The 23,346-nt window shown below is 68.4% G+C and carries 21 protein-coding genes; 11 read left to right on the top strand and 10 right to left on the bottom strand.

Annotation, left to right across the window (positions count from 1 at the left end; translation table 11 throughout):
• Positions 1 to 4 precede the first annotated feature (4 nt).
• The gene (locus tag ACJH71_RS00805) at positions 5 to 1,351 is read left to right on the top strand and encodes a cryptochrome/photolyase family protein (protein WP_406756146.1); all 1,347 of its coding nucleotides are present in this window, start codon (positions 5 to 7) and stop codon (positions 1,349 to 1,351) included.
• Here ACJH71_RS00805 and ACJH71_RS00800 read toward each other — a convergent pair.
• Genes ACJH71_RS00800 through ACJH71_RS00790 form a run of 3 tightly spaced genes read right to left on the bottom strand, consistent with a single transcriptional unit; the run spans position 1,341 to position 5,056 of the window.
• Positions 1,341 to 2,708 carry a TIGR01777 family oxidoreductase gene (locus ACJH71_RS00800; RefSeq protein WP_406756145.1) on the bottom strand — a complete coding sequence of 456 codons (1,368 nt, stop codon included), beginning with the start codon at positions 2,706 to 2,708 and terminating at the stop codon, positions 1,341 to 1,343. The genes ACJH71_RS00805 and ACJH71_RS00800 overlap by 11 nt on opposite strands.
• Positions 2,709 to 2,744: 36 nt before the next feature.
• On the bottom strand, positions 2,745 to 4,277 hold the full coding sequence (gene fadD5 / locus ACJH71_RS00795) for a fatty-acid--CoA ligase FadD5 (RefSeq protein WP_406756144.1): 1,533 nt from the start codon (positions 4,275 to 4,277) through the stop codon (positions 2,745 to 2,747).
• Positions 4,274 to 5,056: an enoyl-CoA hydratase gene (locus tag ACJH71_RS00790; protein ID WP_406756143.1), complete on the bottom strand. Its 783-nt coding sequence runs from the start codon at positions 5,054 to 5,056 to the stop codon at positions 4,274 to 4,276. The genes fadD5 and ACJH71_RS00790 overlap by 4 nt, the downstream gene beginning before the upstream one ends.
• Before the next feature lie 117 nt (positions 5,057 to 5,173).
• Here ACJH71_RS00790 and ACJH71_RS00785 point away from each other — a divergent pair, with 117 nt between their 5' ends.
• The 4 genes from ACJH71_RS00785 to ACJH71_RS00770 all read left to right on the top strand — a co-directional run bounded on the left by ACJH71_RS00785 (position 5,174) and on the right by ACJH71_RS00770 (position 8,849).
• A complete protein-coding gene (locus ACJH71_RS00785) occupies positions 5,174 to 6,385 on the top strand; it encodes a TetR/AcrR family transcriptional regulator (protein WP_406756142.1) in 1,212 nt (403 codons plus the stop codon).
• Positions 6,386 to 6,417: 32 nt separating this feature from the next.
• Positions 6,418 to 6,804: a hypothetical protein gene (locus ACJH71_RS00780; protein WP_406756141.1), complete on the top strand. Its 387-nt coding sequence runs from the start codon at positions 6,418 to 6,420 to the stop codon at positions 6,802 to 6,804.
• Between the two features lie 28 nt (positions 6,805 to 6,832).
• A complete protein-coding gene (locus ACJH71_RS00775) occupies positions 6,833 to 7,462 on the top strand; it encodes a TetR/AcrR family transcriptional regulator (RefSeq protein WP_406756140.1) in 630 nt (209 codons plus the stop codon).
• A 70-nt stretch (positions 7,463 to 7,532) separates the two neighbouring features.
• Complete coding sequence (locus tag ACJH71_RS00770) at positions 7,533 to 8,849, top strand: flavin monoamine oxidase family protein (RefSeq protein ID WP_406756139.1); 1,317 nt, start codon at positions 7,533 to 7,535, stop codon at positions 8,847 to 8,849.
• A 12-nt stretch (positions 8,850 to 8,861) separates the two neighbouring features.
• Here the strand turns inward: ACJH71_RS00770 and ACJH71_RS00765 are convergent, their stop codons facing one another.
• Positions 8,862 to 9,122 carry a type B 50S ribosomal protein L31 gene (locus ACJH71_RS00765; RefSeq protein ID WP_220695731.1) on the bottom strand — a complete coding sequence of 87 codons (261 nt, stop codon included), beginning with the start codon at positions 9,120 to 9,122 and terminating at the stop codon, positions 8,862 to 8,864.
• Complete coding sequence (mrf, locus tag ACJH71_RS00760) at positions 9,119 to 10,309, bottom strand: ribosome hibernation factor-recruiting GTPase MRF (protein WP_406756138.1); 1,191 nt, start codon at positions 10,307 to 10,309, stop codon at positions 9,119 to 9,121. Before mrf ends, ACJH71_RS00765 begins: the two co-directional genes overlap by 4 nt.
• Positions 10,310 to 10,413: 104 nt before the next feature.
• On the opposite strand from mrf, the gene rpmB reads away from it, so the two are divergent.
• The 4 genes from rpmB to rpsR are packed head-to-tail and all read left to right on the top strand — an operon-like array spanning position 10,414 to position 11,390.
• Positions 10,414 to 10,650: a 50S ribosomal protein L28 gene (gene rpmB, locus ACJH71_RS00755; protein WP_406756137.1), complete on the top strand. Its 237-nt coding sequence runs from the start codon at positions 10,414 to 10,416 to the stop codon at positions 10,648 to 10,650.
• Positions 10,650 to 10,814 carry a 50S ribosomal protein L33 gene (gene rpmG, locus ACJH71_RS00750; RefSeq protein WP_024441797.1) on the top strand — a complete coding sequence of 55 codons (165 nt, stop codon included), beginning with the start codon at positions 10,650 to 10,652 and terminating at the stop codon, positions 10,812 to 10,814. Before rpmB ends, rpmG begins: the two co-directional genes overlap by 1 nt.
• Before the next feature lie 3 nt (positions 10,815 to 10,817).
• Positions 10,818 to 11,123, top strand: a complete 306-nt coding sequence (gene rpsN, locus ACJH71_RS00745; protein WP_406756136.1) for a 30S ribosomal protein S14 — start codon at positions 10,818 to 10,820, stop codon at positions 11,121 to 11,123.
• Complete coding sequence (rpsR, locus tag ACJH71_RS00740) at positions 11,124 to 11,390, top strand: 30S ribosomal protein S18 (RefSeq protein ID WP_406756135.1); 267 nt, start codon at positions 11,124 to 11,126, stop codon at positions 11,388 to 11,390. It begins immediately after the preceding gene.
• Between the two features lie 17 nt (positions 11,391 to 11,407).
• Here rpsR and ACJH71_RS00735 read toward each other — a convergent pair whose 3' ends face one another.
• The 3 genes from ACJH71_RS00735 to ACJH71_RS00725 are packed head-to-tail and all read right to left on the bottom strand — an operon-like array spanning position 11,408 to position 15,091.
• Entirely contained in the window at positions 11,408 to 14,233 is a 2,826-nt protein-coding gene (locus ACJH71_RS00735; protein WP_406756134.1) for an RND family transporter, read from the bottom strand.
• A complete protein-coding gene (locus ACJH71_RS00730) occupies positions 14,230 to 14,637 on the bottom strand; it encodes an MmpS family transport accessory protein (protein WP_406756133.1) in 408 nt (135 codons plus the stop codon). Before ACJH71_RS00730 ends, ACJH71_RS00735 begins: the two co-directional genes overlap by 4 nt.
• A 1-nt stretch (position 14,638) precedes the next feature.
• Positions 14,639 to 15,091: a nitroreductase family deazaflavin-dependent oxidoreductase gene (locus tag ACJH71_RS00725; RefSeq protein ID WP_406756132.1), complete on the bottom strand. Its 453-nt coding sequence runs from the start codon at positions 15,089 to 15,091 to the stop codon at positions 14,639 to 14,641.
• A 135-nt stretch (positions 15,092 to 15,226) separates the two neighbouring features.
• Here ACJH71_RS00725 and ACJH71_RS00720 point away from each other — a divergent pair, with 135 nt between their 5' ends.
• A complete protein-coding gene (locus ACJH71_RS00720) occupies positions 15,227 to 15,790 on the top strand; it encodes a TetR/AcrR family transcriptional regulator (protein WP_406756131.1) in 564 nt (187 codons plus the stop codon).
• Between the two features lie 221 nt (positions 15,791 to 16,011).
• Here ACJH71_RS00720 and ACJH71_RS00715 read toward each other — a convergent pair whose 3' ends face one another.
• Positions 16,012 to 18,339: an arylsulfatase gene (locus ACJH71_RS00715; protein WP_406756130.1), complete on the bottom strand. Its 2,328-nt coding sequence runs from the start codon at positions 18,337 to 18,339 to the stop codon at positions 16,012 to 16,014.
• A 67-nt stretch (positions 18,340 to 18,406) separates the two neighbouring features.
• Positions 18,407 to 18,793 (bottom strand): ArsR/SmtB family transcription factor, encoded by a 387-nt coding sequence (locus ACJH71_RS00710; protein ID WP_406756129.1) that lies wholly within the window; start codon positions 18,791 to 18,793, stop codon positions 18,407 to 18,409.
• Positions 18,794 to 19,007: 214 nt separating this feature from the next.
• Here ACJH71_RS00710 and ACJH71_RS00705 point away from each other — a divergent pair, with 214 nt between their 5' ends.
• Positions 19,008 to 23,330 carry an HAD-IC family P-type ATPase gene (locus tag ACJH71_RS00705; RefSeq protein WP_406756559.1) on the top strand — a complete coding sequence of 1,441 codons (4,323 nt, stop codon included), beginning with the start codon at positions 19,008 to 19,010 and terminating at the stop codon, positions 23,328 to 23,330.
• Positions 23,331 to 23,346 lie beyond the last annotated feature (16 nt).

The raw sequence follows: 23,346 nt of genomic DNA, 5'->3' as shown, positions 1-23,346 counted from the left end.
CCGAATGCCGGTCCTGCTGTGGTATCGCCGCGATCTGCGGGTAGGTGATCTGCCGGCCCTGGCGGCCGCGGTCGCCGACGACCCCGAGGTGCTGGGTTGTTTCGTGCTGGACCCACGGCTGGAGGCCTCATCGGGGCAGCGCCGACTGCAGTTCCTCGGGGCAAGTCTGCGCCAGCTGCGTGATGACCTCGGCGGCCGGCTGCTGATCACCCGCGGGCTCCCGCAGCAGCGGATCCCACAGCTCGCCGCCGAGATCTCGGCGACGGCCGTGCACGTCTCGGACGATTTCGCACCGTTCGGGCGCCGTCGTGACCAGCAGGTCCGAGCCGCGCTCGGCCAGATCCCGCTGGTGGCAACCGGATCGCCCTACCTGATCTCACCGGGCCGCGTCGTGAGAGACGACGGCAGCCCGTATCGGGTCTTCACGCCGTTCTTTCGGCGGTGGCGCGAACACGGCTGGCGCCGTCCGGCGCTGTCACGCCCCGAATCGGCGCACTGGATCGACCCCACGGAGCTGCCCGGCAAGGGTGCGCAACCGGTGGAGATCCCCGACTTCGGCGGGCAGGCCGACGCCCCGGCCGGGGAAGCCGCCGCGCGTGAGCATTGGAAAACGTTTGTGGCCAGCGGGTTAGACCGCTACGACCAAGACCGCGACCTGCTCGGCCGTAACGGGGCCAGTCGGATGTCGGCCTACCTGAAGTTCGGCAACATCCACCCGCGCACCATGGCCGCCGACCTCGACGCGCACCGGCCAGGACCCGCAGCGTATTTGCGGCAGTTGGCTTTCCGGGACTTCTACGCCGCGGTACTGCACCACTGGCCACGCAGTGCCTGGGAGAACTGGAACACCGAGTTCGACGCGATCCAGACCGATACCGACGCCGAGGCACAACGACACTTCGAACGCTGGAAGGCCGGGACCACCGGCTTTCCCCTTGTCGACGCGGGCATGCGCGAACTGCTCGCCACCGGATTCATGCACAACCGAGCGCGAATGATCGTGGCCTCGTTCCTGGTCAAGGACTTGCACCTGCCCTGGCAGTGGGGTGCCCGCTGGTTTCTGGATCAGTTGGTCGACGGCGATCTGGCCAACAATCAGCATGGCTGGCAATGGTGCGCGGGGACCGGTACCGATGCGTCGCCGTACTTTCGCGTGTTCAACCCGACGCTGCAGGGCCGAAAGTTCGATCCCGACGGGTCCTACGTACGTCGCTGGGTTCCGGAGTTGGCCGATGTCACCGATGCCCACCTGCTGCGGCCCGGGCGCCCGCCGGGTTACCCGGAGCCGATCGTCGACCATCGTCACGAGCGGGCCGAGGCGCTGCGGCGGTATCAGCGGATCAGTACGTAGCGCTGCCCGCACGCCCCAACAGATGCCGCAGCAGCGGTTCGAGTTCGGGGGCACGGAAACGATGTTCGGCCGCGCTCAGGCGCGCCGGCAGCACTCGCTGGCTCGCGCAGGCCAGTTCACGCGCGCCTTGGGCGCCGAGCAGCAGGCGTGGCCCCAGGCCCGGGACGGGAAGAATCGTGGGCCGGCGCAGCACGCGACCCAGTGTCTTGGTGTAGTCGCTGTTTCGTACCGGATGCGGAGCGACGGCGTTCACCGGTCCGGAAAGTCCGGTGTCCCACAGGGCTCGGTGATAGATGTCGATCAGGTCGTCGATCCCAATCCAGGGCAGCCACTGTCGGCCGCTGCCCAACCGACCGCCCAGGCCGGCGGCGAACAGCGGCCGCATCAGCCGCAGCGTGCCGCCGCGCGGCGACTGCACAATGCCGGTGCGAACGCGCACGACGCGGGTCCCGGACTGCTCCGCCGGCGCCAGCGCGTCCTCCCAGGCGGCGACGACGTCGGCCAGATAGCCGTCCCCGCGTTGACTGTCCTCGGTGAGGACATCGTCGCCGCGGTCATAGCCGTAATAGCCGACCGCCGAAGCGCAGATCAGGGCGCTCGGCCCGGCGGCCGTGGCGGCAACCAGCTCGGCGAGTCTGCGCGTCGGACCGATTCTGCTGTCGCGGATCACCCGGCGATGCTGCGCGGTGAAGCGTCCCGCGATCGACGCACCGGCCAGATGAATCACCGCATCGATGCCGGCCAGCAGATCGCGATCCGGATCGTCGGGATTCCACTGCCGCTCGTCGGGGCTGCCGGCGGTGCGCCGCACCAGCCGGATCACCCGATGACCGCCGGTGCTCAAAAATGCCGTCAGCGCCGAACCCACCAGCCCGGATGCGCCGCTGACCGCCACCGTAAGCGGCTGTAGGCCATGGGCTTTGGCGCGCTGGTGCGCCGCGAGGTCATCGGCGAGCTGGCGATGCCGATAGACGAACATCGGCCGCAGCAACGCCCCGGGCACCGGGGTGTCGACCCGGTCGGTCATCAGCGTCCGGCCGTCGCCGAGATCGTCGAATTCGTGGATGTGTTGCCACTTCATCACCCACCTCGCCGGCAGTGACGCCAGGCCGCCGCTGCCGAGCTCGTCGGCGAATTGCCGGGGCGGGTCATAGTCGCTCGCCTGGTGTTCGGCCACCCAGCGCAGCCCACCCGGCAGCGCCAGCTCGGCGATACCGTCGCGCAGCGAGTCGGCTTCGCGTCGCAAGCGCATCGCCTGCCACGGCGGGCTCAGCCGGGTGAAGGCCCCCGGCCTGGCGTGCCAGGCGAAGACCTCATCACGCGGTGCCTCGAGCTCGCTGGAGAAGACCAGGCTCATGTCACGACGCTACCCGGATCGAGCAGTCCGTCGCCGCTACGAGCCGTACTGCTTGCGCAGCTGCGGTTTGACCACCTTGCCGCTGGCATTGCGGGGCAATGCGTCGATCAGCACCAGTTCCTTCGGGTGCTTGTAGCGGGCCAGGCGCTCGTTGAGGAAGGGTTCGAGGTCTTCCAGCGTCAGCGGCGCCTCGCCGGCCGCTACCGCCACTATGGCCACCGGAACCTCGCCCCACTTGTCGTGGGCACGCCCGATCACGGCGGCCTCCTGGATCAGTGGGTGCTCGAACAGCACGTTCTCCACCTCGGCGCAGTAGATGTTCTCGCCGCCGGAGATGATCATGTCCTTCTTGCGGTCGACGACGTAGACGAAACCCTCGTCGTCGACGCGGACCAGATCCCCGGAGTGGAACCAGTCGCCGGCGAACGCCTCGGCGGTCGCCTCGGGTTTGTTCCAGTAGCCCTGCATCATGGTCGGCCCGCGGTAGACGATCTCGCCGATCTCACCGGGCGCCACGTCGTTCATGTTCTCATCGACGACCCGCGCCGAGATGGTCGGGATCACCTTGCCCACCGAGCCGAGTTTGCGGATCGCGTCCTTGCCCTGCAGCACGCAGGTGACCGGTGACATCTCGGTCTGGCCGAACACCGCGACGTTGAGCGCGTCCGGGAAGGTCTCCGCCATGGCCCGCAGTACGGTGTCGGACGCCGGAGCCGCCCCCCAGCTGATCACTTCGAGCGCCAGGTCTCGTTGCGGCACAGTCGGATCGGCACAGATGACCTGCCACTGTGCCGGAACCAGGAACACCGAGGTGGCGCGCTCGCGCTCCCAGGCGTCCAGGGTGTCGGTGGCGTTGAACGCGCCGAGCGGGTGAATCACCGTCTTGGTGCCCAGCATCAGGTTGGGTGCGATGCTGCCCAGGCCGGCGATGTGGAACATCGGCGCGGCGCAGAAGTACACGCTGTCCGGGCTGATCTGCAGCGCCTGAATACAGGTCAGCGACTGGGCCAGCAGGTTCGAGTGGGACAGGATGGCGCCCTTGGGACTTCCGGTGGTTCCCGAGGTGTACATGATCAGGGCCGGGGTGTCTTCTGGGACGTCGGCGCCGGGGTGCGGGTCGCCCGGCTCGGCGATCAGCGATTCGTAGTCATCGCCGAGCACCACGGCCACGTCGAGTCCGGGGGTGTTCTTGCGGACTGCCTCCATGAGCGGTGCCAGCAGCTGATCGGTGATGACGCCCTTGGCACCGCTGTCGGTGACGATGTAGCTGATCTCGGGGTCGGTGAGGCGGAAGTTGACCGGTACGGCGATGGCACCCAGGGCGTTGATCGCCAAGGTCGCCTCGATGTATTCGGTGTGGTTGAGCATCACGATCAGTACCCGATCGCCGAAGGAGATGCCGCGCCGGAACAGTGCCCCGGCCAGGCGCTCGGAGCGATCGTGCAGTTGTTGCCAGGTGGTGTCGTTGCCGCGGCAGCGGAAGGCAACGGCGTCGGGACGCATTTCGGCGTGGGTCGCCACCTGATTCATCCAGTGGTTGCGGCGAGACCGCAGCGGCTGAGCGATCATTCGCCGAACACCGCCTTGCGCTTCTGCAGCATCGCGGCGGCGCCTTCGAAGAAGTCGGGCGAGCCCAGCAACTCCACCTGACCGGCTTTCTCGCGGGCCAGCGCGGCGTCGAGCGCTGCGAGGTTGGTGGCATTGAGCGCACGCTTGGTCAATTCGATGGCGCGACGCGGTCCGTGGGCCAGCTTCTCGGCGGCCTCATTCACCCGGGCGTCCAACTCCGCCTCGCCGAGCACCGCGTTGATCAGGCCGGCATCGCGGGCGGCGGTCGCCGACAGGCGCTCACCGAGCAGGGCCATCTCGTTGGCCACCGCCCGTCCGGCGGCCGCCGCGACCAGGGCGGTTGTGCCGCCGTCGGGCATCAGGCCGATGTTGGTGAACGAGAGCAGGAAGTAGGCGCTCTCGGCGGCGTAGATCAGATCCGCGGCCAGCGCCAGACCGACGCCGACGCCGGCGGCCGGACCGTTGATCCGCGCGATCACCGGTACCGGGGTCTGCGCGACCGAGTTGACCAGCCGCGAGGCGCAGTCCATCACCTCCTCGGGGCTCACGCCGCCGGCGGTGGCCGACAGGTCGGCACCGGTGCAGAAGGCCTTGCCTTCGCCGGTGATCACGATGGCCCGCACACCGGGGTCGTCGGCCGCGCCGGCGATGACGTCACCCAGGCCCGCCATCGTGGCGTAGTCGATCGCGTTGAGCCGGGCGGGGTTGGTAATCGTCACCCGCAACACCCGGCCGTCGCGGGTCGCGGTGAGTTTGGCGGAGCTGGCGTTCTCGGACACGGTCAGACCCGCCCTTCGATGAACCGGGATTGCAGCACGTCACTTCCTCCGTGGATGAAAACGTAAATTGTGGTTAACGTATGGGCGTCGGGTCCAACAGTCAACACGGGGGTGAAAATGGCCGCGTCCATGGCTGCGGGATCGGTCACTGCGGTGCAGCGCCGCCCCAAGGACCGCAAGGCGCAGATCGTGCGCGCCGCGGCCCGTGCCTTCAGCGAACGCGGCTACCACGCGGTCGGGGTCGACGAGATCGCCGCGGAGGTCGGTATCTCCGGACCTGCGCTGTATCGGCACTTCGCCAACAAGTACGCGCTGCTGGTCGCGACGGCCCAGTACACGGCGGGGGCGCTGGTGAGCGCCGCGCGATCCGCCGACGATCCGAGCCGGCCGGCGCCGGAGCGGTTGCGCGCGATCACCGCCGCGCTGATCGAGACCACGATCGGGACGCGGCGTGAGGGCGCGTTCTACCGGTGGGAGCGGCGGTACCTGCAGTTGCCGGATCGCAAGGACATCCGGGCCGGCTATGACGCGCTCAACGCCGCGATCGCCGAGCCGTTGGCGGCGCTGCGCCCGGAACTTCCCCAGGCCGACACCGCGATCCTGGCCGCCGCCGCCCTGAGCGTGATCGGGAGCATCTCCGCTCACCGAACGCGATTGCCCGCCGCCGCACTTGCGGAACTGTTGGCGGAGCTGTGCTGGTCGGTGCTCACCGTCGAGTTGCCCCCGGCGCCGTCGGGTCCCGCGCCCCGACGACCGGAGCGGGGTCTGCCCAGCACATCCAAGCGGGAACGGCTGCTCGCGGAGGCGATCCGGATGTTCGGCCAGCGCGGCTTCTACGAAGTCAGCATCGAGGAGATCGGCACCGCGGCCGGACTGAACGGCTCCAGCGCCTATCGCTATTACCCGAGCAAGGCGGCCTTGCTGGCCGTCGCCTTCCATCGGGCCAGCGCCCGAGTGCTGATGGCCATCACCGACTCCCTGGCCGAGTCGACCAGTGCGCGGCAGGCGGCCCTGCGCATCGCCGAGCGCTATACCGCGCTGGCGTTCGCCGCGCCCGAGCTGATCAACATCTATTTCGCCGAGTTCGCCAACCTGCCCGAACCCGACCGCGTCGAACTGCGCGGTCTGCAGCGGCAGAACGTCGACGAATGGGCTCACCTGGTGAGCCAGGTCGGCGCAGGCGACACCGAAGCGGTCTTCCGCGTCCATGCGGCGCTTGCGCTAGTCGTCGATATAGGACGCCTGGTTAACTTTGATGATCGAGACGAACAGCGGTCCCGGATCCATGCCTTGATGGCGGCCGTACTTTTCGGCACCGGCGGCCGGTGACTGCAGACCGCCACGCTGGCTACGATCGAGCGATGACTGCCGCACCGACAGGACAGCGAAACGCCGTCACCGCCGCGCGAGGGCTCGCCGGACTGCTGCTGGGTGCCGGGGCAGGACATTTCGTCGTCCCTCAACCGTTCGACGCGATCGTTCCGCCGGAGTTGCCGGGCAGCGCCCGCATGTACACCTATCTGTCGGGAGTCGCCGAGCTGGTCATCGGTGCCCTGCTGTTGGCGCCGCGCACCCGCCGCAGGGCCGGGCTGGCCGCGGCCGCCCTGTTCGTCGCGGTGTACCCGGCGAATATCCACTCGGTCCGGTTACTGTGGGCCAAACCGTGGTTGAGGGCGGGGGCGATCGCGCGCCTGCCGTTGCAGATTCCGATGATCGTCGCGGCGTTGCGGGTGTGGCGCACCGGTTAGTGGTGGCTTGATGAATGTGGTGGCCTAGATGGCCTACGTCAAGGCGTCCGAGCGCGAGGGACAGATCGTCGCGGCCGCGATGCGGGTACTGCGTGACGTCGGCGTAGCGGGCACGACGTTGCGTGGGGTTGCCGCTGAAGCCGGAATCCCACTGGGCACATTGCACTACGTCTTTCCGTCCAAGGACCTGCTGCTGCGTGCGGTGATCGCCGCGGTCATGGACGACGTTGTGGACGCGGTGCGCGCCGATCTGCAACTCGACCGGGGGGTGGCCCATGCGCTGCGGCAGGGCGTGACGAACTTCTGGACCACGTTGGTGGAAAGCGACACCGGCCTGCAGATCATGCAATACGAGCTGGCCATGTACTCGGTGCGCAGCGAAGGCTCGGGTGGCCTGGCCCAGCTGCAATATGAGCGCTACACCGCGCTCGTCACCCAGTTCTGCGCCCAAGCCGCGCAGGCGGCGGGGGAGCGCTGCGCCGTTGATTTCGACAGTCTCGGACGGCTCGCGCTTGCCCTGGTGGACGGCCTGATTGTGCAGTACGTGACAAACCCGGACTCTGAGCGGGCACGGCGCGACCTCGACCGCGCCGTGGACATGGTCGTGCAGTTCGCCGACCCGCAGCCCATCGGTGACCGCCCGCGCCACGGCGGCTGATTCTTGGACCGCCGCCCGGTAAGTCGCCGAAACCTTGACTCGGTCGGTTGACCGACTTAGATTATCGAGCGTGCAGTCAGGCGACGCGGCGGTGGCCACCACGGTGGCCGTAGTGGGTGCGGGGATGTCCGGATTGACGGCTGCCCGCGATCTGCACCGGGCCGGCATCGACGTACTGGTTCTCGAGGCCGCGGACCGGCTCGGCGGACGGGCCATGACCGAGACGAGCTCCCTGGGGTCGCGAGTGGACCTCGGCGGTCAGTGGATCGGCCACGACCACCACCGGATCATGGCGCTGGCCGCAGAACTGGGCGCCACGCAGTTTCGGATGCACACCCGGCCGTTGCCGATCGTGGTCGACGGGGCGCGCCGGCTACGCGCCGCGGGGCCGTCGATGCTGGTGACCCTTCTGGTTCTGGTCGGCGTCGAGGTGTGGTCCCGTATCGCCAAGACGCAACGGTGGAATGCCAAGACGGTGCAGGCCTGGCTGCGCCGAGTGCCGGGGCGCGCTCGGCGGCTGCTCGAAGTGCTGGCGTACATCTCGTGGACCGCTGACCTTGATCGCTGCTCCGTTCACGCGATGGCGCGGAGCATCCGCCAGCAGGGCGGGCTGCGAACCATGTTGGCGACGGCCGGGGGCGCTCAGGAGTCCTTGGTCGCCGAAGGGATCGGCTCGCTGATCGATGGCCTCGCCGTCGAACTCGGTTCGCGGGTGCTCCCGGGGCGCCGGGTCACCTCGATCGTGCACAGCGGTGATGGCGTCACCGTCGGAACGACCGCGGGTGACATCCGTGCCGCGAAAGTCATTGTGACGGTGCCGCCGCCGCTCACCGGACGAATCACCTACGACCCGCCGCTCCCGCCCGATCGTGCCGCATTGGCGTCCGATACCTATATGGGTTCGGTGTACAAGGGCGTGGCGGTCTATCCACGCCCGTTCTGGAGAGACCGGGCCGGCGGCGAGTTCCTGGTCCTGGACAAACCCGGACGGGCGGTGTTCGACACCGGCGCGCCGGGCGGTCCCGGCCATCTGTGCGTGCTCGTAGGGGGTCCGGAGGCGCGCGAGCTCGACCGACTCGATGCTCTCGAGCGGCGCAACGCGGTGCTCGGTGCGCTGGCCCGCTACGTCGGTCCCGACGTTCTCGAACCGGCGAGCTGGCACGAAAAGTCCTGGCACCTCGATGAATACGTCGGCGGCGGCTACGTCGCACTGGCGCTGCCCGGGACCACCGACGGTATCCCGCCGATCGAGTGCACCCCGACCGGCGACATTCATTGGGCGGGTAGCGAGACGGCGCGTGACCACGCGGGATATCTGGAGGGCGCCATCGAGTCGGGCACCCGGGCGGCCCGTGAGGTGCTCGAGGCGCTGTCGTTCTCCCAATGAAGCACGGCGCGGTCAGGCCTGGCGTTGTCCGTAGCGGCGGCGAAATTTCTCGACCTGCCCGGCGGAGTCGACGATTCGGCTGTTTCCGGTCCAGAACGGATGCGAGGCCGCGCTGATCTCCACGATCACCAGCGGATAGCTGCGAGGGCCCGCAGGGGTGGGCCACTCGATGGTGCGGTCGCTGGTCACGGTGGAGCGGGTCAGGAACGTCTGGCCGGTGGTGGCGTCCTGGAAGACGACGGGGTGGTAGTCGGGGTGGATGCCGGGCTTCATCGCTGGTCTCCGTCTCGGGTGCGGTAAAGGGAAATGTCTGCAGTGGCCGTGGGGGTTTCGTCGCACGGTTCCTGGTGGTGATCGCCGAACGGGTCGGGGTAGCCGGCCCACTGGTTCGGGCTGCGTAGCTCGTCGTCGGTGAGCAGTGCGTCCGACAGTGCCTCGCGGATCCGCTCGGGTCGGGCGCCGCAGACCAGAACCACCAGCGAGGTGTGCCGATCGCCGTAACGGTGGTCCCAGATCAGATCCGCGAACGCATGCCGCTCCGGGGAGACGCGGGCGGCCTCCTCGGCCGTCATCGCGGCCAGCCACTTGCCCACTGCGCAGGTGTGCAACCCGCCACCCGCCGACTCCAGCCAGATCGCTCGCTCGCCCCGGTTGGCCAACCACAGCCGCCCGCGAGCTCGGATCACTCCGTCGAGTAGGGCATCAAGGGCCGCGTGCAGGCGTTGCGGATGAAACGGTCGGCGGGCGTGGAATTCGATCAGCTCAACCGGGCCCTCGGCCCGTAGCGGCGGTTGACCGGCCAGCAGCGGGGCGTGTGGATCATCGCCGCGACCGCGGCGCGCGCCGTCATCGAGATGGGTCAGCGCCTGTTCAAGGCGATCGGTTCCGGCGGTGATGCGCGCCAGCGGAGCCAACCGGCGCAGTATCGCCAGAGCCGTCGGGTCCGGGGCGTAAACCACCAGGGCATCGGCGGACTCAGCCTGGCCGACCACCACCTGCGCGATGGTACGGCCGTCGTCGAGTTCGTCGTCGCCGAGCGCTTGCGGCAGCCACGCGGTGGCATCGAGGCAGGTGACGACCGCGGCGACCGCCACATCGCGGCCGGCCGGTCCGTCGATGTATCCCGGTCCCACGCGGACCCGCACGTTGCGGATCGCCCAGCAGATGGGCTGCGGCTCCAGCCAATTGGGCAGCTGAACGACGATGCGTTCAACGCCGGCCCGCCGGTGCAGTCGGCGCAACAGGACCAGTAGGTCGTTGCGCAGGGTGCAGGACACGCAGCCGTGCGCCAGCTCCAGGGCCAACGTCGTGGCAACCGCTGTCGTGCTGGTGGTTTCCCGCACCACCACGTGACCGTCCAGGCCGTAGGCGACGGTCACCGTGCCCGCCTTGGCCTGCAAGGCTTTGGTCGCTGCGTCGGTGCCGTACTGCCCGGCCACCAGGATCACCGGAGTCCGCATCATCCTCCTACTGAAAATCATTGTCATTAAGACCGTCCCTACGGTAGCCTCCAGCGCGTCGCTTGTCGACAATCATTTTCAATAAGGGTTGAAGGAGAGCTCCGTTGTCTGCACGCTGCCAAGTCACCGGCCGGGTGCCCGGATTCGGGAATGCGGTGTCGCACTCGCATCGCCGCACCCGGCGCCGCTGGTCGCCGAACATCCAAGTCAGGACCTACTATCTGGCGTCGCAAGATCGCCGGATCCGGCTACGGGTCAGCGCGAAGGGCATCAAGGTCATCGACCGGGACGGCATCGAGGCCGTGGTGGCCCGGTTGCGACGCGAAGGACAGCGGATCTGATGGCGCGCACCGATATTCGTCCCATCGTCAAACTGCGCTCCACCGCGGGCACCGGCTACACCTACGTCACCCGCAAGAACCGGCGCAACGACCCCGACCGCCTGGTGCTGCGCAAGTACGACCCCGTGGTCCGTCGCCATGTCGACTTTCGGGAGGAGCGCTGAGCCATGGCCAAGAAATCCAAGATCGTGAAGAACGAGCAGCGCCGAGTGCTGGTGGCCCGCTACGCCGAGCGGCGCGCTGAGCTCAAGGAGATCATTCGTTCGACGGCGAGCAGCCCGCAGCAGCGACTGGCCGCCCAGCGCGCGCTGGCGCGCCACCCGCGCGATGCCAGCCCGGTCCGGTTGCGCAACCGCGACAGCGCCGACGGGCGCCCCCGCGGCTACCTTCGCAAATTCGGACTCTCGCGCGTGCGTATGCGCCAACTCGCGCACGAAGGCCACCTGCCCGGCGTCCGGAAGGCGAGCTGGTAGATGGCGATCAAACCCAAAGAGTCGCGGCGTGTTTCGCGGAGCGCGCCCAGGTCTGCCAAGCCGAACCTCCTCGCCAAACTGGGCCTGACGGTTGTGGACTACAAAGACACCGCCGCGCTGCGCATCTTCATCTCTCCGCGCGGCAAGATCCGCTCACGTGCCGTCACCGGCCTCACCGTTCGTCAACAACGCCAGGTCGCCTGCGCCATCAAGAACGCTCGGGAAATGGCACTCCTGCCGTATCCGGGGCCCACGGTCGAGGGCTGACGACGCCCCGAGCCGGATCACGCCGGTAGCTGTTTGGTGGGTCGGTCGTGCACCACGATCGGCCACCAGAACCAGCGACCGGCCAGGGTTGCGACGGCTGGGATGACCAGGGACCGGATGAGCAGCGTATCCAGCAACAGTCCCAGGCCGACAGCAGTACCGGTCTGGGCGATGTTGTGCGCATAGCCGGCCAGCATGGCGAACATGGTGAACCCGAACACCAACCCGGCGGTGGTGACCACCCCGCCGGTGTTGACCATGGCGCGGATGATGCCGGTCTTGATGCCGGCCCCGATCTCCTCTTTGAACCGGGCGACCAGCAGCATGTTGTAGTCGGCGCCCACCGCGACCAGAAACACGAAGGAGACCGGGGCCACCGACCAGTGCAGCGGGTTGCCGATGAGGTCCTGCCAGACGAAAGCGGTCAAACCCAGTGCCGCCAGATAGGACAGGGCCACGGTTCCGATCACCGCGATCGCCGCGACCAGACTGCGGAGCAGGATCAGGATCACGCAGAACACGAACGCGAACGCGGCTACCGCACTGGTGATGAAGTCTTCCCGCGCGAAGGCCTCGATATTGAGCAGGGTGCCCCCGGGGCCACCGAGGCTTACCGTGCTGCCGGCCAGCGATGTGCCTTTGATCGCTTGCAGTGCGGTCGGGATGACGTTGGCGCTGACATCCATCGCTTCGCGGCTGAACCCCTCCATCTCGGGGGTGACGACCATGCGAGTCATCATGCCGTCGGGGGAGAAGAAGTAGGGCATAGCGTTCTTGAACAGCGGATTGTCGAAGGCCTGACTGGGCAGGAAGAACGAACCGTTGGGGTCGCCGCCGGAAAAGCTTTGGCTGAGTTCCTCGGTGAACGTGGTGATTTCGGCGATCTGGGGAACCAACGTCTGCAGGGTGGCGCGCACCGGTTCGGTCGCGGCATTGACCTGGGCTGCGAAGCCTTTCAGGCTGTCGAGCTGTGCGGACAGCTCGGGCAGGGTGCGGGCGACGGCGTGGGTTCCGCCGGCCAGTCGGTCCACCAGTCCGTCGAAACGATGAAGGTCTTCGAAGAGCGAGAAGCTGGTGAGTGCCGCCCGGCACGGTTCATTGTCCCGGCAGTTGGGGATGGAATCGATGAACACGCGGGCGGGCGCGGCGGCGTCGCGCAGCGAATCCATCTTCGTCACGACGCCGCTCAGGGCGGCCTGGAGTTCGGTTGCGCTGCCGTTGATCTCATCGCTGCCGGCGCGCCCGCTGTGCAGGGCCTGCTCAATCCCGGCGATGGTGAGCTGGAGTCGTCCCACCTCGCCGTTGAGGATCAGCAGGTCATCGGCGCGTTGGCTGAGCACATCGGTCATCTGCGTCAGTCGTTGACCGAGGTAGCCGGCCTGGGAGGTCAGCGTGCCCTGCTGCAGCGGCGCGCCCAGGGGGCGGGTGATGCCTTGAACGTTGGAGATTCCGGGAATCGCCAGCACCGCGTTGGCCAGTTTGGCCAGGGCGATCATGTCCGACGGATTGCGCATGTCGTGATCGGCTTCGACCAGGAAGACGCTGGGAGACATGATGTTGGGCGGAAGGTGGCGGTCGGCCGCGGCGATGCCCAGGTTGGCCGGTGAGTTGCTGGGCTGGGCGATGCGTTCGTTGTAGCTGGGATGAAACGTCGGCAGCACCAGCAGGGCCAGGCTCAGCACCGCCAGCGAGCCCACCAGGACCGGGCCCGGCCAGCGCACCACGGTGGTGGCGATCCGCCGCCAGCGACGCAGCGACTTCTGATCGCGGCCTTTGTGCGGCTCGAAGAACCCCAACCGGCTGCCGACCGCGAGGATGGCCGGCCCCAGCGTCAGTGCCGCGGCGAGGGTGATGACGACCGCGATGGTGCACGGCAACCCGGAGGTGCTGAAGATCGCCAGCCGGGTGAATGTCATGCATGCGGTCGCCCCGGCGATGGTCAGGCCCGAGGCGATGATGATGTGTTGCACACCGCGTAGCGCCGCGTAGTACGCGGCGGACGGGTCGGCCCCGGCCCGGCGTGCCTCTTGGTAGCGACCCAAGAGAAAGATGCCGTAGTCGATTCCGGCTCCCAGGACCATGACCGCCATCAGTGCTGAGGCGAAGATGGAGACGCCGATGACGTGGTGGCTGCCCAGCAGTGCGACCACCGGCCGGCCGACGCCGAGTCCGGCTCCGGCGACCAGCATCGGCATCGCCACCGTGATCGGTGAGCGGTAGACCCAGAACAAGATGGCGCCGACGAGCGCGCCGCAGGCGATCAGCAGCAGCAGGATCGAGTCGTTGATCGACACCAGTTCGTCGTTGACGACCGCTGACGGACCGGTCAGGTGTGCGGTGATCCCCGCAGGGGGCTCGGTGGCGGCGATGATGTCGCGAACGGCCTGGGTCGAGGACATCGCCAGGGCGGTGCCCATGTTGCCGCTCAGGTTGAGCAAGACGTAGGCGGCATGACCGTCGGCGCTCTCGTTCGCCGAGGCGAACTGGGGATCGGACCAGAGATCCATTGCCGAGTTGACGTGCGCGGTGTCGGCGGTAATCCGATCCAGCAATGTGGAGTAGTAGCGGTGGGCGTCGGGGCCAAGGGGTTCGTCGCCTTCGAGCAACAGGTAGACGAAGTTGTTGGTGCCGGCGCCGCCGAAGTGGTCGCCCAGCTTCACGATGGCCTGCACCGACGCGGCATCGTCGGGCAGAAAAGACTTCGCGTGCTCGGTGATGACCGTTTCCAATTGCGGGACGGCGAGATTGAGCGCGCCGGCGGCGCCCACCCACAGCACGATGATGGGCACTGCGAACCGATAGAGCAGCCGGGCGATCAGGGGCCGGCTGTCCGGCGCCCTCATGCGACCGGCTCCTTGCATGCCACCGCCGACGACATGGACGATTGCTCATCGCGTACCTGCCCGTCGATGACGACGCGACAGGACAACGGTTCGGTCTCGGATTGCGCCATCACCCCGGTGGGCACGGTGATGCGCTGGGTGCGCAGGGTGGTCTGCCAGGGCAGGGTCGCCGATACCTGGCGCACCGAGCCGTCGACGTCGAGATAGGACGCGAATACCGGGGTGCCGGCCGGACCGTCCACGCGGTATTCGACGACCTTCTCTTTGAGTCGGCCGACCGCCGGAGGGCGCGGCGAGTGGCCGACCGCTGGGTCGGGGATGTCGCTGAGCCTCAGATGGGCGATGAACACCCCGGTGGCGCCCAGCGTTGCTGCCACGACCAGATACACCCAGGCGGAACGCATCTCACACGGCACCGTCGGTGAAGGTGATGCGCACGGAGACCGGCGCGCTCGCCAGCGCGCGAAACGTGGCCACGGCCAAGCCGGCGAAGGCGGGCCGGGACGCGAAGGTGCGTGCGCGGGCCGTCACGTCGTCGTCGGGTTGGAACCGTGCGAGTCCGCTGCGCCATTGCTTGCCCTGGCGTATGCGGACTTGTGGATTGGCGGTGATGTTGGCTCCCCACCCCGACCGTGCCCCATGCTGGGAGATCACCCAGGCGCCGCTGTCGTCGAAGCAGGCGGCGACCGGAACGTGCCGCGTCTTTCCTGTCTTGCGGCCGATGGTCTGCAGTTCGGTGGCCAGTGTGGTGCTGATGCCCAGGCGGGCCAGTGCCGATACCAGGGGGTTGGCGATGTAGCGCCCCACTCGTCGTTCGGCGCGGAACTTGCGTAGGGCTTGCTCGGCGCTTCGTGTCATCGCTGACTCCCCATCCCCCTGCGCCGATGAACCAGCCCGGCGACCGCGGTATACCAATTGGTCTACTCGTGTGCTGCGAGGCTAGTAGACTGATCGGTATATCGCAAACAGTCGGGGTCGGGAAAGGTGATGGTGATGGCGGCGCGTGACCGGCTCATCAGCAGTGCGATCGCACTACTGCAGCGCAAAGGTGTTGCAGGTACTGGGATTTCCGAACTCCTCGCGCATAGCGGGATCGCGCGACGCTCGGTGTACCTCAATTTTCCCGGTGGCAAAGCCGAACTTGTCGCCAATGCGGCCAGAACCGCTGGTCGGACTACCTCTGACATGATCCGGCGGTTGCTGGCCGAGGCGGATGCGGTGACGGCCGTCGAGGCGTTCATTGCGGTGTGGAAGGAAGCCTTGATCGGCAGCGAGTTTCGTGCGGGCTGTCCGATTGTGGCCGCAGCGTTGGGACGCTCCGAAGCGCCCGATGCGGCCGATGTCGCCGGCGCGGTATTCGCCGACTGGGAGCACCTACTGGCCGATCGGCTGGAAGAGGCCGATGTCGCGCCCGAGACCGCGCAGCAGCTGGCCACCACCACCATCGCAGCGGTTGAGGGCGCGGTGATCATGTCGCTGGCCGCCAAATCGGCGGCGCCGTTGCTGCGGACCGGGCAACTGCTCAAAGAGCTTGTCGCGCAGCACACCCGGTCTTAGCGGCCGGTGGCCTCAGCCGATGTGGAACACGACCTCCAGGGCCAGGAATCCGAAGACGAGCAGTCCGAGGATTCCGGCGAGTACCGGGAGAACAAGCACTGGATCTTTCATGGATCGAGACGTTATACAGCCGCGGGTTGTAGGAAATGCAAAAGTGTTGCCGATCACGTCATCTCGGGACTTTGGTCTGTGACCGCGATCACTTGGGTTGCTGCGCGGGCTCAGGTGTAAGCGACGCGAACCCGGTGGATGTGGCCCTCGAACGGAAACGGTGCGCGCTCCCGGTAGTCCAGGGACACCGGCGAGCCCAGGCAGGTGCCGACGTCGAGGCAGTCGTTGGCGGTGAACAACAACGGTGCGCTGACGGGCACCTGGCCCTCGGCAACAGTGTCGCCGTTGACGGCCACGGTGATGTCGAGCGGTCCGGCCGGGCGCGGTTCCGCATACTGCGTGGTCACGGCAATGGTGGCGCGTCCGGGCGGCACCTTGGTCGCTGAACGAATCTTGGTGCGCGACAAGATGAACAGGTTGTACTCGTAGCAGAGATGACCGTCGTCGAAGTAGCACGTCAGGCCGCCGGCGCCGGCCCCGAGGGCATACAGCACTCCGTTCGCGTCGGCCGGGATGTCGGCATCGATGGTGACCACGTTGTTCTTGTTGCCAAGCGCCGGCGCACAGAATTCGGGCATCCGCACGGTATCGCCGGTGAAGTCCCACTCGGTGTAGGGCGGGGCGATGCGCAACTCGGGGTGGTAGACGGGCACCCACAGGCCACCGCCGATGGGCAGCACCGCATTGCGGGCCGCCTCGACCATGAACACCTCGCGCAGCTGGGCGAGTTTCTCGGGCATCTGTGCGGCCAGATCGCGGGCCTGCGTCCAGTCCTCGTCGAGGTTGTAGAGCTCCCACACGTCAGCGTCGGGGGTCCAGGTGGCTATGCCGGGCGGTTGGCCGGGCACCCACGGCAGTCGGGGACCGCGGGCCGACGCCATCCAGCCATCGTGGTAGATCGCGCGGCTGCCCATGATCTCGAAGTGCTGGGTCTTCTTGCCGCCGGTCGCATTCCGGTCGGCCAGCGTGCGCGCGAAGCTGGCCCCGGCCAACGGCAGCTGTGGTTGTCCGTGCACCGTCTGGGGTGCCTCGATCCCGATGACTTCGTAGATGGTCGGTACCACGTCGTTGCAGTGCAGGAAAACGTCCCGCGGCGCCGAGTCCGCGGCGATCTTGGCCGGCCAGCGCACCACCATCGGGTTGCGGGTGCCGCCCAGGTGCGACGCCAGCAGTTTCATGCCCTTGTACGGGGTGGATCCGGCCCAGGCCCACCCCGCGTGGTACTGGTTGTCGACCAGGGGAGATCCCAACACGTCCAGGCCGCCGAGTGCGTCGAGGGCATCGATGTGCTGACGCACCGTGGTGGGGATCCCGTTCTGGGCCAACAGCTCCGAGATGGTGCCGTTCTGGCCTTCGCCGGAGGAGCCGTTGTCGCCCCAGATGTAGAAGAACAGCGTGTTGTCGGCGTAGCCGAGGCTTTCCAGCTCGTCGGCGATCCGGCCGACCTGGACGTCGACGTGCTCGGCGTAACCGGCGGCAACCTCCATCAGTCGGCGCTGGAACGGCTTCTCGTCCTCGGGGATGTCGTCCCAGGCGGTCAGGGTCTCGTCGCGTTCGGTGAGCGAACAGTCCTGGGGAATCCATCCTTTGGTCTTGGCCCGTTCGAACACCCGCTGGCGATAGGCGTCCCAGCCGTCGTCGAACTTGCCGGCGTACTTGTCGGCCCATTCCTTCATGATGTGGTGCGGGCCGTGCAGGCAGCCGCTGGCCCAATACATGAAGAACGGCTTGTCGGCGTTGAAGGCCTTGTGCCGCCGCAGCCAGGAGATGGCGTCGTCGGCCAGGTCCTCGGACAGGTGATAACCCTCTTCGGGTGTCCTCGGCGGGGCCACCACGGTGGTGTTGCGCACCAGGTTGGGCTCGTACTGGGATGCTTCGCCGGCCAAGAATCCATAGAAGTATTCGAAACCCAGACCGGTGGGCCAGTTTTCGAACGGTCCGGCGGCGGTGGTCTGCTCTGCGGGGGTGTTGTGCCACTTCCCGAAGGCCGACGTGGCGTAGCCGTACTGCTTGAGCACCTCGGCTGCCGTGGCGCTTGATGCTGGAATCTTGCCGGCGTAGCCGTCCCAGTCATTGGCCAGCTCGGCGATCTGTCCGTTGCCGATCTCGTGGTGATTGCGGCCGGTGAGCAACGACGCCCGGGTGGGTGAGCACATGGCTGTGGTGTGAAACCGGTTGTAGGACACGCCTTGCCCGCAGATCCGGTCGAGGGTCGCGGTGGTCACCTCGCCGCCGAACGTCGACGGCAGGCCGGGGCCGGCGTCGTCGATGAGCACGATGACGACATTGGGTGCATCGGCGTGCAGTCGCCGGGGGACCGGCCGCGGACTGTAGGTCGACTCCTGCAGGGTCCGGCCCGCGACACTGCCGGACCCGACCGGCGGGAACGGCAGCACCGCGCCGTTGGGCAACACCGGAGCCACTATCTGATCGCCCAACGCCGGTCTCCTTACCTGAGGTGCATCGTCAGCTGCGTCGGACACATCGTCGTATGCCGCCGGCCGTTCAGCTACTCGAGCCGCCTCGTGGCGGGTCGGGCGCCAGGCTGCCGTCCGGGGCGATGTGGGCGAAGATCTGCTGCAGCAGCGTCAAGATGTGCGGGTCATCGACGGTGTAGATGTGGTGGCGCCCGTCACGGCGGGCATTGATCAGGCCGGCCAGTCGCAGCTTGGTCAGGTGCTGGCTCATGGTGGCGACATTGACGCCCGCTCGCCGCGCCAGGGTTGTCACGTCGTAGGCATCCTGGGCGGCCAGCCACATCACGTGCAGGCGTGCCGGACTGCTGAGCAGCGCGAACGTACTCGCGGCGGATGCCAGTTGGGGTTGGGTGGGTTCATCGGGCCGGTTGCCTGAACTGATTTCTTCGGGCAGCCGTTCTTCATCTTTAGCCATGGCGGCATTCATTTTGTCTCAACTCCCATGACGGGATTCGCCGAACGACACATTCATATAGTTGCGCAATCGCCAAAGTGTCGCCAGAATTGGGCAGTTCACGCGGCGTGTTGGCCGCCCGGCGGGTGCGACCCAAGCCCGCTGTCAGACCACAGGATTGGTTGCTGCCGAATTGAATCCGACATCGTTGCTGCTGCGCCCGGCCGCCCTGGGCATCCGTGCTGCCTCAGCCGTCGTCGGCGCGGCCGCTCGCAGTGCATCGGCCACCACCGAGGCCGTGGGGGCCATCACCTCGGCCGGACTGCAGGTCGCCGCGCTGCCGATTCGTGAAGCCACCCGGGTGCTGTCCGGCGAATCCACCACGGCGACGCTGACCCGCAGGTGCTGGCGCGGGGAGAACCGCGCCTGGATCGAGGTCCGTGGCTTGAGCGAATCCGCCGACCTCGGGCAGCGGGTGCTCGACGCGCTCGCCGCCGAGCCCGGAGTGGTGTCGGCGCGGCTGAACCGCCCGTTGTCGCGGGTCGTGGTGGAGCTCGCCGTCGATGACGAGCAGGTATCGCTGAATGACCTGTGCCGCCTGATCGCCGGAGTCGAACGCGGCTACCGCCGCGCCGAAGGCCCGGCAGCTACGAACGGCGCGGCACCGGCCACCGTCTTGCCCGGCGACGGGTTGTTGCTGATGGCCCGGGGTGTGATGGTCGGCGTCAACGCCGCCGGGCTGGCCATCGCGGTCGCCGGGCGCGCGTTGCGGCTGCCGCAGGCGCCGATCACCGTCGACGCCGTCGCGGCGCTGGCGAACTACCAGCCGTGGCTGCGCCAGCAACTTGCCGAGCGAATCGGCCGGGGTCCGGCCGACACGGTGCTGTCGCTGATCTCCACCGGAGCGCGCATCGCCACCTTGTCGCCGGCCACGCTGGCAGTGGACTTGGCGTTGCAAGGCGTCAAGGCCGCCGAATCTGCGGCCGCGGCGCAGGCCTGGATCCGCCACGAGCCGCACCTGGCCAGGCACGCCGACCAGGCGCAGGTACACGTGTCGTCGCGGCCGGTGCCCCTGCCGGAGGGAGCGATCGACCGGCACGGCAGGCGGGCGGGCTACGTCCAGCTGTTCGGGGCCGGCCTGGTGGGAGTGCTGACCCGCAATGTCACCACGGCCGCCACCGCGGCCGTGGTCGCCGGCCCGAAGGCCATGCGCACCACGACGGAGTCCTTCGCGGCCACCCTGAGCCGGTCGTTGGTCGAGCAGCACTCGGCGCTGCCGTTGCGCCCGGAGGGTGTGCGCCGACTCGATCGCGTCGACGCCGTTCTCATCGATCCGCGGTTGCTCTGCACCGCGAATGCACGCCACCCACTGGCCGCGGCGCTGCTGGCCGAGGCGCGGGCGTCCGGGGCGGAACTGGTCACCCTCGACGTCGAGTCCCTGGGGGAACTGCGACCCGCGTTCGACGAACTGGCGCCGGTCGAGATCGCCGCCGACGATGAACAACTCGACGACGCATTGGCCGCCGCGTTGACGGCACGGCAGCAAGACGGCCGCACCGTTGCGGTGCTGACGTCGACCGGCGCGCAGGCACTCGCCAGCGCCGACGTGGGCCTGGGGATCCTGCCCGACGATGCGGAGACGGCGCCGCCGTGGGAAGCGGATCTGCTGCTGGCCGACCTGGCCGGTGCCTGGCGGGTGCTGCATGCCATACCGGCGGCACGCGCGGCCGCCCAGCGCGGCATCTCCCTGTCCACCGGCGCCTCGACACTCGGTGCGCTGCTGATGGTTCCCGGCGTACGGGGCGGGCGCGGCCCCGGGCCGGTCACCGCCGGGGCGGCCACCGGGCTGCTCTCGGGATATCTGCTGGCGCGCCAGGTCGCTCGGACGCCGGCGCCGCGACCCGCACCGTCCTACGAGTGGCATGCGATGTCGCTCGACGAGGTCCGCGCGATCCTGCCGGTCCCCGACGTCGCCTGCGCCGCCGCCGAACTCGATGTTGTGCCGCCGCACATGGCCTGGCAGTTCATCAAGGCGGTGCGCGCCGAACTGTCGGATCCGCTGATGCCGGTGCTGGCGCTCAGTTCGGCGGCCACCGCAATGCTGGGTTCGCCGGTCGACGCGTTGATGGTCAGCACGGTGCTGATCGGCAACTGCATGCTTGCGGCAGCCCAGCAACTGCAGGCCGAGAACCGGCTGAACCGGCTTCTGGCCCAACAGACCCCACCGGCCCGCACCGTCGAGCCGGGCACCGACCGCTACGCCGAGATCGTCGCGGACCGCCTGATCCCCGGCACCGTGATCGAGGTCCGCAGCAATGAGGTCGTACCCGCCGACGCGCGGCTGATCGAGGCCACCGATCTCGAGGTCGACGAATCCTCGCTCACCGGCGAATCACTGTCGGTGGACAAGCAGACCGCGGCTGTGCTGCCCGGTGCTGAACTCGCCGAACGGCGCTGCATGCTCTACGCCGGCACGACGGTTGTCGCCGGCACGGCACGGGCCGTGGTCACCGCCGTCGGCGCCGACACTCAGGCCCGTCGTGCCGCCGAACTGGCCGCCGGGGATCTGCCGGTGGTCGGCCTGCAGCACCAGCTCAGTCAGCTGATGAGCCGTGCCTTCCCGGCCAGCGCCGGCGGCGGCCTGATGGTGGGTCTGCTGGGGATGCTGCGCGGCGGTGGGCTGCGCCTGGCCCTGGGCAATGCGATCGCGGTCGCGGTCGCCGCGGTGCCCGAGGGCATGCCGCTGATGGCGACCCTGGCCCAACATGCCTCGGCTCAACGCCTGACCGATTCCGGTGCGCTGGTGCGTATTCCACGCTCGGTGGAGGCCCTGGGCCGAGTCGAGGTGGTCTGCTTCGACAAGACCGGAACGTTGAGCGAGAACCGGCTGCGGGTCACCCGGGTGTACCCGGTCTCCGGCCACGCGCACGACGACGTGCTGCGGTGCGCGGCCAACGCCGCGCCGGCCCCCGAGGGCGACCCCCACGCGCATGCCACCGACCAGGCCGTGACTGAGGCTTCCGCCGCGATATCCGATGGCGGGGCACCCCTGTGGACCACCCCGGACGCGCACCTGCCGTTCCGCTCCGGCCGGGCGTTCTCGGCATCGGTGTTGGGCAGGGAGTTGATGATCAAGGGAGCTCCGGAAGTCGTGCTGTCCGCCTGCACGGGCCTCGGCCCGGACAGCGACGCGCCGGTCGCCGAACTGGCGGCCGGTGGGCTGCGGGTGATCGCGGTGGCGCAGCGTCGGCTCACTGCCGCTCAGGTGAAGGCCCTCGCCGACGACCCGGACATCCTCGCCGGGTTGTGCCAGGCCGGGCTGACACTCACCGGGTACCTCGGTATCTCCGACACTCCCCGTGCCGAAGCGCCACAACTGCTCGCCGACCTGGCGGACCGCGGCGTCGGGATCCGGCTGATCACCGGTGATCACCCCGTCACCGCCACCGCGATCGCTGCGGAATTGGGGGTGCCGGTCGCCGCCGAGCAAGTCATCACCGGGGCCCAGTGGAACGCGCTGTCGCGCAAGGATCAGGAAAGTGCGGTGGCGCAGCGGATGATCTTCGCCCGGATGTCGCCGGAGAACAAGGTGCAGGTCGTGCAGACCCTCGAACGCAGCGGACGGGTGTGCGCCATGGTCGGAGACGGCGCCAACGACGCGGCGGCGATCCGGGCCGCCAGCGTGGGTCTGGGTGTCGTCGCGCGCGGCAGCGATTCGGCGCACCTCACCGCCGACATCGTGTTGACCGATGGGCGCATCGGTGCACTGGTGGATGCCATCGACGAGGGCCAGCGACTGTGGCGCGGAGTGCAGTTGGCGGTGACCGGTCTGCTCGGCGGCAACGTCGGCGAGGTGATCTTCGGCGTCATCGGCACTGCACTGTCCGGGACCTCGCCGCTGAACAATCGCCAGCTGCTGCTGATGAACATGCTGACCGACGCGCTGCCGGCCACCGCGGTCGCGGTGAGCACCCCCGCCGGCTCCTCGCATCGGGTGGTGCACGGCATCGACGAACGCAGCCTGATGCGCGCCGTCGCGGTCCGCGGGGCGATCACCGGGGCCGCGGCCAGCGCCGCATGGGGGATGGCTCGCCTTTCTGCTGTACCGGGCGCTCGCCAGCGCGCCGCCACCGTCGCGTTGATCACCCTGGTCACCACCGAGCTTGCCCAGACCCTGGTCGACTCCCACGCGCCGTTGGTGTTGCTCACCGCCGCCGGTTCGTTCGCGGCGTTCGCGGCGATGATCAGCCTGCCGGGAATCAGCCAGCTGCTGGGTTGCGTCCCCGTCGGACCGCTGGGCTGGTCGCGGGCACTGGGGGCCACCGGCGCCGCAGTCCTGGCGATCGGCGCGGCGCCGCACGTGCTGCCGGCTGGGCGGCGCGGCTCGCAGGCCTCCGAGAGCGGCGCCGACGCTGCACCGCCGCACGCCAGGAGGCCAGGAGAGATGGCCGCGGTGCAAGCGCTGAGCGGGCCTCCCGACGGCCGGCCGCGCCGGACTGTAGCCCGCACCGGCATCAACCATCACCCGGCAGAGCTGGAGAATTCTTCGACGGCCTGACGGCCTGCGATGGGTG

The sequence above is a fragment of the Mycobacterium sp. SMC-15 genome (assembly GCF_045310925.1).
GTDB lineage: Bacteria > Actinomycetota > Actinomycetes > Mycobacteriales > Mycobacteriaceae > Mycobacterium.
This window is presented reverse-complemented; position numbering and strand designations above follow the sequence as displayed.